The sequence below is a fragment of the Cytobacillus sp. OWB-43 genome (assembly GCF_034651445.1).
GTDB lineage: Bacteria > Bacillota > Bacilli > Bacillales > Cytobacillaceae > Cytobacillus > Cytobacillus kochii.
Window position 1 is genome coordinate 1 of record NZ_JAYEFF010000009.1, and the last position, 12,778, is coordinate 12,778.

The window sequence follows — 12,778 nt, forward strand, 5'->3', positions numbered from 1 at the left end:
TAGCTCATTTGCACCTATGGTGCTTTGTTGCTGATAAATCAGCTTTTTTTAGAATTACGCTTGACGTTTTACGTTCGTTCAGTTTTCAAAGAACAATCTCGTTCGCTTCAGAAGCGACTTTATTAATATAACATTCTCGCAATCTATTGTCAACAACTTTTTAAAATTCTTTTTTCGAAAGTAATCTAAGAAAGCGTTATCAACGACTGCTTTATAATAGTATCATCCCTATCTACTTTCGTCAACAACAAATATAAAGTTTTTTTATAAAAATACTATTGTTGTATATATACCTCCTTTATAAGGCATTTAAACATTTATTTCTTAATCGTTCGAGAAACTCTTATTCTTCTTACAAAGCAATTAGATTTCCTCACTCCTTCCATTTGAGTAAGAAGAATAGAACCAATGTTTTTGTCAAAAACTCAAAATCTCGCTACTCATTTCTTCGCTTTATAAGCTTAACTGTTTCTCTTTGGCTGATGGATTCTTGTCACATCACTTTGAAATACCTGATCACACCATTTCCATCATGATTGTATCAGTTTAGTAGAATTAACTTGTAAAATCTCAGGAAAAATATATGTAGAAATAGAACATACATAATAGAGAAAGTAAGAGACCTTTGCAACTACCAGTCGCTAAGTTGCAAACATCTGCTACCAAAAATGAAATTTTCACCCTATAAATAACAAAATAGCCAGTCCCATTAAATGATGGGAACTGGCTATTTAAGGAGTGGATATTTCCTCCTAGATATTATTTCAAGAAAATAAAGTAAAGAACAAATACTACAAATAGGAAGTACATAATTGGATGAATCTCTTTAGCTCTCCCCTTAACAATCATTGTAATTGGATAGAAAATAAATCCAATTGCAATACCTGTTGCAATACTATAGGTAAGAGGCATGGCTAAGATAGTTAAGAACGCTGGTACCGCTATTTCAAATTTTGTCCAATCTATATTACCTAATGAAGCAACCATTAATACCCCTACTATAATTAAGGCCGGTGCTGTAACTGCTGATGTAACTACTGACACAATCGGGAAGAAAAAGATTGCTAGTAAGAATAAGACACCTGTTACAATAGCAGCGAAACCTGTTCTTGCACCTGCAGCGACCCCTGAAGAAGATTCTACATAAGAAGTCGTTGTAGATGTTCCTAAAATTGAACCTGCAACAGTTGCTGTTGAGTCAGCAAGTAAAGCTTTTCCTGCTCTTGGTAATTTACCGTCCTTCATTAATCCCGCCTGATTCGCTACACCTACAAGTGTACCTGCTGTATCAAAGAAGTCTACGAATAAAAATGTTAAAACAACCACAAGCATTTGTGTTGAGTAGAATGATGCATCTCCAAAAGAACCGAACGCTTCACCAAAAGTTGGTGCAATACTTGGTACTGCTCCAACGACTTTATGAGGCACATCCACCAGACCAAAGATCATACCAACAACAGCCGTTACGACCATCCCGATGAAAATACCACCTTTTAAACCTCTTGTCATTAAAATAACAGTAATAATAATACCAAAAATAGCTAATAACACATTACCATCAGAGAAATCACCTAAACCAACTAACACTGCGTCATCATTTGCAATAAGACCAGCGTTTTGCGCACCAACAAATGTAATAAACAAGCCAATCCCTGCAGATACAGCAAATTTTAATGGTGCTGGAATTGCATTAATAATTTTTTCTCTAATACCGGATAGTGATAATAGAATGAAAATCACACCCGAAATAAATGTTCCAGCTAAAGCATGTTGCCATGAAATACCCATTGTCAGTACTACAGTATAGGCAAAAAATGCGTTTATACCCATACCTGGAGCAAGAGCTATTGGATAACGAGCGATAACCCCCATGAGGATTGAACCAATCGCGGCTGCTAAAGCTGTAGCAACAAAGACTGCCCCCATGTCCATTCTCATAGCATCTGGAAGATCTGGTACATCTGCTAACGATAGTACAGCAGGGTTAACTGCTAATATATAAGCCATAGCTAAGAATGTTGTAATCCCGCCAATAATCTCACGGCGAAAATTGGTGCCGAGTTCGTCGAATTGGAAGTACTTTTTCATTTTTAATTTTCCCCCTAAAGTTGGCATTAAAAAAACTTCGGAAAGTAACCGAAGTCTTGACAACAGGGATGGTATAAGTAACATGGAATGTAAAAAATAAGATTAGTATAATATCTAAAGCACATTCCTTTATTACGCACACACATCAAGTAGTCAAGTCATTTACGGTAACTTGGTAGAAACTTTTGGGCCATATTCCCAACATTATACGAAGATGTTTTTAATATTTAATTCTCTATTATATTAGCAATTAAAAAAGTCCTAGTCAATATAAAAAACGAACATTTTTCAGTCCGTTTTTTACCATTGTTCGGAATTAGGTTTATTTTCCACTTTATATACGTAATTTCATTTGGTTTAACTATAAACCAACTAGATTTATGAAGCAATACTTCTTTTATTTAAGCAATATTTGGTAGGCAAATCGATTACCATTTGGAACATCTAGTTCCACATCCCCAATATAGGAAAAACCAGCTTTCTGAATAACCTTTTGCATGACTTCATTTTCGGGATGGGTGTCAATGCGAATATCACGAAATCCATTGAGCCTTGCAGCGGTAATTAAATGTTGAAGCAATATCGTCGAATAACCCTTTCCTTGTATCTCTGGGTCAATCGCTACTCGATGAATCGAAGCATACGGCGTTTCTGCTTTCTCCCAATTCACTAATTGCTCATACGGTTCTTCTGGCGCAGTTAAGATCGTGCCAATACCGACTTTTCGTTCATCCGCCATCAACACGTAGGCTTCCTTATTCGAAATATCCTGTGTAATGATTTCTCGATTGGGTCCATCTCCATCCTGCCATTGTGGAATACCTCTTTTAACAATCGTTTCCCTTGCTCGGTCAATAATGGACATGATTTCATCCAACTCTTCTAATTGTGCCTGTTTTAAATATAACACCTAACACCCTCCCAAAAAGAATACTTATTAAAAAACCTTAGAATCCAAACTAGGATTCTAAGGTGTATTGTTTTATTCCCACTCAATCGTTGCTGGTGGCTTAGAAGTAATATCATACACTACGCGGTTGATATGGTCCACTTCATTAACGATTCTTGTTGAGATAACTTCAAGCACATCCCAAGGAATACGTGCCCAATCGGATGTCATTCCATCAATTGAAGTAACGGCGCGGATACCAATTGTGTAATCATACGTACGCGCATCGCCCATTACACCTACGCTACGAATGTCAGGTAGGACAGTGAAATATTGCCACACATCTCTTTCAAGACCAGCATTTTTGATTTCTTCACGAAGGATCGCGTCTGATTCACGGACGATTTCAAGTTTTTCTTCAGAGATTGCACCAAGAACACGGATACCTAAACCAGGACCTGGGAATGGTTGTCTCCAAACGATATCATCTGGAATACCTAATTCTGTTCCAAGTGCGCGCACTTCATCTTTAAATAAAGTATTAAGCGGCTCAATTAATTGGAATTGCATATCTTCAGGTAGTCCACCTACATTGTGGTGAGATTTGATTGTTTGCGCTGTTGCAGTACCACTTTCGATAATATCTGTATAAAGTGTACCTTGTGCTAAATAATCAATACCTTCTAATTTATGTGCTTCATCATCAAATACGTAAATGAATTCATTACCAATAATTTTACGTTTTTTCTCAGGATCGCTGACACCTTCAAGTTTGCTTAAGAAACGCTCCTTAGCATCTACTTTAATGACATTCATATTGAAGCCTTCAGAGAAAGTTTTCATAACGCCTTCTGCTTCATCTTTACGCAATAAACCGTGATCAACAAAAATACATGTTAATTGGTCACCAATCGCTTTATGAATAAGAACAGCAACAACAGAAGAATCTACTCCGCCACTAAGTGCACAAAGGACTTTCTTATCTCCAACTGTTTGGCGAATTTTTTCCAATTCGATTTCAATAAAGTTCTCCATAGACCAATCGCCTTTACAGCCACAAATACCGAAAACAAAGTTTTTCAGCATATCATTACCGTATACAGAATGACGTACTTCTGGGTGGAATTGAACTCCGTATAACCCACGTGCTTCGTCACTAATCGCTGCGACAGGACAAGAAGGGTTAGTGCCATCAATTGCAAAACCTTCTGGTGCTTCAACGACTAAGTCACCATGACTCATCCAAACCACTTGCTCTTCAGGAAGATCGGCAAATAATTTAGATTGATTTTGTAATTTTAATACAGCTTTACCGTACTCACGCTGCTTTGCACCTTCTACTTTTCCTCCGAAATGCATCGTCATTAATTGCATACCGTAGCAAATACCGAAGATTGGTAGACCTAATTCAAAAATTTCTGGATCACAACGAAAAGCATTTTCGCCGTAAACACTGTTTGGACCACCAGAGAAGATGATTCCTGTTGGATTCATTTCTTTGATTTCTTGTGCAGTAATGGTATGCGGATGTAATTCACTATAAACACCAAACTCCCTAATTCTGCGTGTAATCAACTGATTGTACTGACTACCAAAGTCTAGTACAACGATCATTTCCTGGTCATGCAATTCTACTTTCCCCGTCACGCTGTTCACCTCGTCAACATTGATAGAATGATTCCCTCATTCTTTTATTCCACTTCATATATGAAGAGTGACTCCGAATGTATCATTTGTAGGTTATCCAACACCTACTATTTCATACAAAAAACTAGAGTTCTTCCCCCCGAAAATATAGTCAGAAGGCAGAAATCTAGCTAGGCTAAATATATTCTGCCTTCATAGTCAGACTGTTATAGGCAGTCTGGTAGAGACTCTCGGACCATATTACCAAGGATATATGAAGGTTATTCGTTAAAATTATTGATAGTCATCATGCATATGAATCCATGACTTCTCATTCAACTATTTTAACAACAGGTTATTTTAACGGTCAAGCGATTGTGGCTTTTATTAAATTTTCCCACAATTCCTTATTTCTCTTCCAAATGCCCTTTTCTTGCTTACCACTATATAGATAAGCCTCGTAACTATCCGTTAGCTGACTCATCTGTTGATGCCCAAGCAAACGATCGACCTCTTTGGCAAAAGAATGTAAGGTTTGTCCTTGTTTCCTTTTCACCCCGAACCGTGAAAATGCATGTAATAAAACAAGGTACGCTTTCTCAAAATCCCGATCATTATTACGATGTTTGTATGTCCAAATATAGAAGTAAGGTAGCCATTTACCCCGCTTGATATACGTTAGGTAACCGATGAAAGCAAGCACAATGATTATTAAAATAATCTTTTTCCAGTGTTGTTGAACCGCTTCCTTTACCGAATCCCATAGCTCCGTCAAACTAAAAGTGCTTGACGCTGTTTCTGTTTGTTCAGTCGTTTCTGCTTCATCTGGTCTCTCTTCTCTTTCCGGTGTTTCCGTTTCCTCCGCGTTATTAGGCGTTGTTTCCTCATCTAAATCAAACTCATATTCTACAGGATTACTAAAACCTGTTGTTGGCTCAAACGGAATCCATCCAACGCCAGGAAAATAAGCCTCCACCCATGAGTGAGCATTGTTATTCGTAATGTCATAAGTACCAACAGTTAATCCATTTGCGTTGGTTCTTTCACCTTCAGTAAACCCTTTAACCCATCTAGTCGGAATACCAGCAGAACGGGCTAGCACGATCATTGCTGTTGAAAAGTTATCGCAATAACCTAACTTCGTATCAAACAAAAATTGGTCGACATAATCCTCATCTGGTCCTGGCACAGCCACATCTCTTTGTGAATAAACAAAACCCGATCGAGCAAAATAGCCTTCAATCTCACGAATTTGGTTAAACCAATTATCATGCCCTGCTACAATTTCTTCTGCCAATTCATGCACACGATCAGGGAGATCTTCTGGTAATTGCGTATACCTTTCATAAAACGCTGAATCTAAACCGTGATTATCATTATTAACTGCCGTTAATGCATTTACACTATAAGTGGGTTCATTAAAGATTACGTCATAAGTTGGCATGAGAGAATCCTCTGCATATCTAATTGAAAATTTCTCAAGCGCTTCATTCAATTCAAATGGGATGTTTTCACTTTGAAAACTTTTTATCCCTAATGGATAGACAATTTGAGGACGTGCTCTGTTCATTTGTACATTACTGACTCTTTCCTCAACAACGACATTTTCATTCTCTGAAAATGATTCCAACGGCACTTCTTCTCCTGATGCAAAAAACTCGCTGCCACGATTTTCTTCTGAAAGTTCCCAGCCCTTACCTGTATAGACATCTTTGGTCTCTACTTTCCAATAATGGGGATCTTCCGTTTTCGCAACAAACACGAGAGTATCATCAGGAACAAAAGAGCCACCTAATAAAGAATCATCCTCACCATAGCCAATTTTCCGCACCCCTCCAGCTTCTTCATTTCTACTATCTTCATTAAATGAAGTGATATAAGGAACAGGATCAGGCCAAATTGGATCTGCCTTTGGTGCAGCAAAGGCAATGAGAGAACTCATGAGCACCAATCCACTTAGAGGGATCATCCATTTGCTTAGTTTCGATGTTTTCGCTTCAATATCTTCCTTCTCTAGTTGACGATAGAAGGCGAGAATCCCCATCATTAAAAATCCACAAATTACGGTTCGAATAATTGCCATTTCTGCATTATATGGTGTGAATGTATCAAGGACAGTAATATAGACCAATGTCATGAAAAAGAAAATAAAAATTTGTCTCCGTTGGATGAGCCAATATTGAATAAGGTAAGACATCAACCATAAAAGAATGAAGAATAATAAAGTCCTAAACATGTCTGTTATAGCGGTCCATTGCGCTTGTAACATCGTCAAAAAGTTATCAAATAACTCTTGAATCATCATAGGAATCGAGCCAATCAGTCCATATTGATCAAGAAAATAAATATACATTAAACTGAAGAAAATAATCGCTCCATTAATGACAAAGCGAAGGACCCAATGCCATTTTAAAAAATCCATCGCAAGGGCAATACATAGGAAAAGAAAGAACACCCACACATTCCCTGTATCCGTTAATTGCTCTAACGGCCTAATCCACTCCCAAATGAGGAGAAAACCAAAGAGATAAAGAACCAAAGTAGAAAATCTTTTCATCATCCGCTCCTCACCTCCGAGAATGCGGCAGAAAATTGACCTTCATGCACAATTTGTATACGTATTCCTCTTGAAGTAGCGGTGTCTTTTAAACGAATTTCCTCTTGTACTGCTTGCTCTTCCTTTTTTTTCACAAGAAAAATCGTCACACTTCCTTTTTGAGAATAAAAGCTCGCCTTTTCAAGCAAACGTTTGTTTAGTTTGGCAGTAACAAGCAGTAGTTGATCATTTTGTTGGGCAAGATTTTTTTCTACATCTAACACTTGTTCTAAAGGACGTTTACTATCCGCCTTCACTGTAGCTAGATGATAAAAGATTCGTTGTAGCTGCCCTTCACCACCAAGAATAGGGAACTCCACTCGATTTCTCCCCGCTGAAAGGAACCCTACCTGTGCCCCTTTTCGCAGAATTGCATATACAAGAGAAGCGGTAAAAGAAACGATTGCTTCAAAATGTACATCAGGAAAACGATCGATGAGAAGATATACATCATGCGATTTGCGTTGTTCAAATTCTTTAACCATCATTTCATTACGCTTGGCGGATGTTTTCCAGTTAATCCAAGAAAAACGATCACCTGGTTGATATTCACGGACGCCTGTAGCCATAGACGTATCTCTCTGCACCCTTTCATCTGAAGCCGTCATTCCTTGATCAAATTGGTGACTAAATGGTTGATAAACTATTTCTTCATAAGTTGGATACACAATCATGCGGTCTTCAAGTGACATGTTTACTTCACGTTCGATTAATCCAAGAGGGTCACCTATTTTCAGCCGAACATATCGGAAAACGTGCTCTCCGCGAGGGATTTCCTTAAATGATTGCGAAACAACGAGATTTTTACGAAATCCAGGAAATAACAGATATTTCTTCATCTGTAGCGAAGATGTTATATGGTCTTCGATAACAAGAAAAAATAACGGAAAAATCGTATCCATATGAATAGAAAGACGTATCGATAGTGTATCTCCTGCACTCACCTCTTGACTGGAAAGTTCTCTCTTTACATGGATACGATGCAACGGATACATTGCCAGTGCAAATGCATATAAACCAAACGGTAAAAAGCTATAAAATAAGAACCAGCTGACAAATCCTCCTTGAAACATCGCATATGAAAAAGTAATGAGTAGTAAAAGGAACAATAACATTAACTTCCATACACCCTTTACTGCGAATAACCATCGCCTCATCCTATTTCACAGCCTTTTGCACTGGTACCGGTGTAACATCGATAATCTTCTCAATCACTTGTTCTGCTTTGACCCCTTCAAATTTTGCTTCTGACTTGAGAATTAAGCGATGACTAAAGACCGCACTTGCTAAATATTGCACATCATCAGGACGGACATAATCTCTTCCATGCATAAACGCATAGCTTTGTGATGCTTTCATTAAAGCAATAGACCCCCTAGGGCTAACGCCTAAATACACATGTTTATGGTTTCTTGTTTGCTCAGCCATATGAACAATATAGCTTTTAATGGAATGATCGACATACACCTCTTTTACTTTCGCCTGCATGTCTCTCAGCTGTTCTAACTCCATTACTGGCTGTATTTCTTCTATCGGGAGTGCACTTTGAACACGACTTAATAATTCAATCTCTTCTGTTCCTTCAGGATAACCCATACGCATTTTTAACAGAAAACGGTCAAGCTGCGCTTCTGGGAGCGGGTAAGTTCCTTCATATTCAATCGGATTTTGTGTCGCCATCACAAAAAAAGGGCTACCTAATTGATGAGTCACTCCATCAATTGTTACACTCTTCTCCTCCATCCCTTCTAATAAGGCGGACTGTGTTTTAGGGGATGTCCGGTTGATTTCATCTGCTAATATAATCTGACCCATTATTGGACCCGGGCGGAATTCAAATGCCATTTCTTTCGGATTATAAATTGAAACGCCTGTCACATCCGATGGTAATAAATCAGGGGTAAATTGAATTCTTCTAAAGTTCGCACCTAGCGATTTTGCCAGCGCTCGAACCATCATCGTCTTACCAACACCAGGCACATCTTCAAGTAACACATGACCACCAGATAATAAGGCAACCAAGCTCAATTCTGCCACTTCTCTTTTACCGATCATTACTTTATCTATATTAATGAGCACTTGCTCGACAACCGGATTCATTTTATGATTCATTGACCATCCTCCTGATTTTTTAATAAAGGGCATTCTTCTCCTTACTTATACTTCTATTCGCTAAATCTTGCTAAATTCCTGTGAAATCTACCATTCTTCGCACAAATTCATCTTCTTTCTTCCTATGATTTAGGAAAAAAATAAAAATGAACAAACATTTATAATTCTTATTTTATATGATTTAACACTTAAGATAAATCATTCAGACTCGGTTAAGTTGGCTTATAAATGGTTATATAAATGTTCATCCCTTCACAAGTTACGACTAATACAATCCCCTTCCTACATATCATATATCGTTATAAGGATATTAAAGGAAAGGAGTTGTTTATTAATGTGCACAAGCGTAGCGTTACGTACGAAGAATCGTTTGAGTTTCCTTGGTAGGAATATGGACTTTGTGGATCTTCCGGCGGATTATAACATCTATGTGTTCCCTCGAAATTATCAATGGGTAAATCGTGAGGATCAAAAAACCATTACGAACCCATATGCAATAATAGGTATGGGATTAATGGGTCAAAATCAATTCGCCATGATTGACGGCATGAATGAACAAGGTCTGATGGGTGCGGTTCTCTATTTTGAAGGATATGCTTACTATAGCACCCCAAAAAACAACGTGATCAACCTTGCTTGCTATGATGTACTCTTTTGGGCTTTATCACAATTTCAATCAATAGAAGAACTCGCCGAACATATCGCCCAGGTGAATATAGTTGGTGCAAAAATCGAGGTTCTTGACAGCATCCCTCCCATGCATTGGATTTTTAGTGACCGATCTGGTCGTTCTATCGTTGTCGAAAAAACTAAAAAGGGATTAAAGGTTCATGCAAATAAAATTGGTGTGATGACGAACAGTCCTGATTTTGAATGGCAATTAACTCACCTTGGTATCTATTCAACAGTAAGTGCAGATGATCCTGAAGAAGCCACTTGGGGTAGATATCCATTAGAAGGCGGGGATTTATTAAGCGGTACATTCGGCATACCTGGCGACTTCTCCTCCCCCTCCCGTTTCGTGAGAGCCGCATTCATGCGAAATCATATTGAGCCAGTTACTAACGAGGTTGGCGGTGTCCGGAACACATTCAAAACTTTAGAATACTGTGAGGTAGCAAAAGGAGCGGAATTAAGTGATAACCTCTCATGGTACACCATCTACACAAATGCCATGTGTGCCCAATCAGGTACCTATTACTATAATACTTACAATAATCACCAGATTAACGCAATCAATCTATTTAAACATGATCTTAACGCAAAAAAAGTAAAAAAATATCCTTTTCTTAACAAGGAATCCATCCATTTTCAACATAAATGAGCCATAAAAAACGACATTCGCTCGGGAATGTCGTTTCTTTATTAATAAGATATTCCTGTACGATAATGGGTCTCCTCAAAAGTGGCTTGTTCCGGGTCAAAATAATCTTCGTTATAAGCTGCAACAAAGGTATCATTTTCTACATAACCAGAACCCCAAGTAGGATCCATTGTTAGCCATTCACCATCCACCTTCACTTCTACCCACGCATGGCGGCCACCGAGTGCCCCCCTTGTAAAACCAGAACCAGCATTACCTTCAACAAACCTTGCTTCCATGTCACTTGCCCTCAGCAAAGCAATGGCTAAGTAGGCATAGTCTTGACAAACACCTTTTTTCGTTTCCAATGCCTTTATAGCACTGTCATCCCAATGAAAGTCATCTGTATTATACTTCTCCACATCATAAGCGATATGTTCGGCCACATAGTCATAGATCGCCTTTGCTTTCTCACGGTCGCCTTCCACCCCTTGAAGCAGTTCTTCTGCTAAACTATTAATCTTCGGATGGTCGGACTGAACTCCACGAGACGGTAACAAATCCCGGCGATCTTCACCGGTATTTTCCACCTGAAATTTAGCTACGCTATAAAAGCGAAAGGTATCACTATTTTCTTTCGTAATCTCAGGTACACTAACCGTAATATCATAAGTACCTGGTCCAAACCTCAAATAAAAGGAATCGTCAAAGCGAAAATCCTGAACTGGAATCACATCTAATGCCGTATCCTCACCCTTTTTACTTGATACATAAAGGTGTGTTGTCTCACTCGCTAATTCAGCTTCAGGTTGAATCATTCCACTGATGGTATAATCTCCACTCGATTCATCTCCACTGTATGCAGGCGTTTCTAAAGTTACCCCTCGTTCATTATAAAGGCTAGAGTACTCGATTGGCTCCATCGTTTGCTGAGATGTATTATTCACCATGAGAGTCGTAGCCGTTTGATAATAATTCTCTCGGTCACCATCCGGTACCATGACTTCCACTTTATGCAAGCCTTCGCCATAAAAGAGAGGCACCTCATAATCGAATTGGTGCTCTTGATTAACGGCGAGTACATGATTCCAATTATCCGTTCCCTTCGACACGCGAAGCATTACTGTATCTTCCTCATCCAATCCTTCTGCCACACCTTTTAATGGGAAAACTTCTTCTGCTTCAAAGAAGCTTGTATCCAACCCTACCGAAAGTCCTACTTCTTGACCATATGGTGTATACGTCACATCTCTCTTCACATCCGGATTCACATTATGAACAGTAAACCGTGCTGTATCATAATAATAATTCTCCCGCTCATCATCGGGTAATTGTACCTTTATATGATACGTACCTTCGCCATTAAAAAACTGAATATCCTGCTTGATTTGACCCTCTTTTATAGGCGCATAATATTCATGCTCTCTTCCGGCAACCCCGTCTTCCTCTGCCGTCACACTAATCCAAGCATAACCAGACTTCAATCCTCGATAATCCTCAATGCTCCCCTCAATCGTCACCGTACCATTCGCCGCAAACTCCCGGTACTCCGGCGAATCAAACGTTGCACCAATTTCATCACTATACGTCGTTAATGTCAAAGGCTCTAGCTCTAACTCCTTATTCTTTTCTTCCACTAACTGTTCATACGGATCAACCTGCTTTTTCACTTCTTCGCTACTCACGGCTCCCTTATCATTACAACCGATCAGCACCATACCTGCCATCACAAGTAATATAGGAAACAACGAAACTCGTTTTAACATGTTAACCTCCTTACGAACCCTAATTATCAAACATATCATTACAAAAATCAGTTCAATCATACTTACGATATAAAAGGTAAAAAGTTTCTCTATCCAATTACCCCTTTTTTCACACTTTTACCACTATATGAATAACAATAAAAGATTTTCCTTTGCTTTACAAAAGGAGAAAGGAGTAAATGTGGATATTGGGGGTTGATTCTTGGAGGTAGATGGTTTGGGATTGGCAAATATCAATTGATAAGTTGGATATTGTCAGCTATTACCTTGGTTCAAATCGCTTTACCCAAGGGAATGAAACTGGAAAACACTATGAACTTATTATTCAACACTAACACCCCTAGGTATTACAAAAAAAAGCATCGGAGAGAGTCTGCAGGGTTATTCTCTTATTAGTT

General features: G+C 38.6%; 8 protein-coding genes and 2 riboswitches. Of the genes, 1 reads left to right on the top strand and 7 read right to left on the bottom strand.

Features of this window, described 5'->3' with window-relative positions:
- Positions 1-759: 759 nt before the first annotated feature.
- The 6 genes from U9M49_RS20775 to U9M49_RS20800 form a co-directional block, all read right to left on the bottom strand.
- Positions 760-2,088: an NCS2 family permease gene (locus tag U9M49_RS20775; protein WP_095370727.1), complete on the bottom strand. Its 1,329-nt coding sequence runs from the start codon at positions 2,086-2,088 to the stop codon at positions 760-762.
- A gap of 128 nt (positions 2,089-2,216) precedes the next feature.
- Positions 2,217-2,320: riboswitch (purine riboswitch) on the bottom strand.
- A 165-nt stretch (positions 2,321-2,485) separates the two neighbouring features.
- Positions 2,486-2,998 (bottom strand): GNAT family N-acetyltransferase, encoded by a 513-nt coding sequence (locus U9M49_RS20780; RefSeq protein WP_322910488.1) that lies wholly within the window; start codon positions 2,996-2,998, stop codon positions 2,486-2,488.
- A 72-nt stretch (positions 2,999-3,070) separates the two neighbouring features.
- Positions 3,071-4,591 (bottom strand): glutamine-hydrolyzing GMP synthase, encoded by a 1,521-nt coding sequence (guaA, locus tag U9M49_RS20785; RefSeq protein WP_180317050.1) that lies wholly within the window; start codon positions 4,589-4,591, stop codon positions 3,071-3,073.
- Positions 4,592-4,799: 208 nt separating this feature from the next.
- Positions 4,800-4,901: riboswitch (purine riboswitch) on the bottom strand.
- A gap of 69 nt (positions 4,902-4,970) precedes the next feature.
- Positions 4,971-7,163, bottom strand: coding sequence for a transglutaminase TgpA family protein (locus tag U9M49_RS20790; protein WP_322910489.1), 2,193 nt, complete (start codon positions 7,161-7,163; stop codon positions 4,971-4,973).
- Positions 7,160-8,356: a DUF58 domain-containing protein gene (locus U9M49_RS20795; RefSeq protein WP_322910490.1), complete on the bottom strand. Its 1,197-nt coding sequence runs from the start codon at positions 8,354-8,356 to the stop codon at positions 7,160-7,162. The genes U9M49_RS20790 and U9M49_RS20795 overlap by 4 nt, the downstream gene beginning before the upstream one ends.
- A 1-nt stretch (position 8,357) precedes the next feature.
- On the bottom strand, positions 8,358-9,311 hold the full coding sequence (locus U9M49_RS20800; RefSeq protein WP_224939194.1) for an AAA family ATPase: 954 nt from the start codon (positions 9,309-9,311) through the stop codon (positions 8,358-8,360).
- A 334-nt stretch (positions 9,312-9,645) separates the two neighbouring features.
- Between U9M49_RS20800 and U9M49_RS20805 the strand changes: the two genes are divergently transcribed.
- Positions 9,646-10,635 carry a choloylglycine hydrolase family protein gene (locus U9M49_RS20805; protein WP_307319157.1) on the top strand — a complete coding sequence of 330 codons (990 nt, stop codon included), beginning with the start codon at positions 9,646-9,648 and terminating at the stop codon, positions 10,633-10,635.
- 41 nt (positions 10,636-10,676) lie between these two features.
- Here U9M49_RS20805 and U9M49_RS20810 read toward each other — a convergent pair whose 3' ends face one another.
- The gene (locus U9M49_RS20810; RefSeq protein WP_322910491.1) at positions 10,677-12,380 is read right to left on the bottom strand and encodes a transglutaminase-like domain-containing protein; all 1,704 of its coding nucleotides are present in this window, start codon (positions 12,378-12,380) and stop codon (positions 10,677-10,679) included.
- Positions 12,381-12,778: the final 398 nt, after the last annotated feature.

Coding starts and splice junctions, on each gene's coding strand:
- U9M49_RS20775 (WP_095370727.1), bottom strand. CDS start 2,088: ATGAAAAAGTACTTCCAATTCGACGAACTCGGCACCAATTTTCGCCGT.
- guaA (WP_180317050.1), bottom strand. CDS start 4,591: ATGATCGTTGTACTAGACTTTGGTAGTCAGTACAATCAGTTGATTACA.
- U9M49_RS20790 (WP_322910489.1), bottom strand. CDS start 7,163: ATGATGAAAAGATTTTCTACTTTGGTTCTTTATCTCTTTGGTTTTCTC.
- U9M49_RS20795 (WP_322910490.1), bottom strand. CDS start 8,356: ATGAGGCGATGGTTATTCGCAGTAAAGGGTGTATGGAAGTTAATGTTA.
- U9M49_RS20800 (WP_224939194.1), bottom strand. CDS start 9,311: ATGAATCATAAAATGAATCCGGTTGTCGAGCAAGTGCTCATTAATATA.
- U9M49_RS20805 (WP_307319157.1), top strand. CDS start 9,646: ATGTGCACAAGCGTAGCGTTACGTACGAAGAATCGTTTGAGTTTCCTT.
- U9M49_RS20810 (WP_322910491.1), bottom strand. CDS start 12,380: ATGTTAAAACGAGTTTCGTTGTTTCCTATATTACTTGTGATGGCAGGT.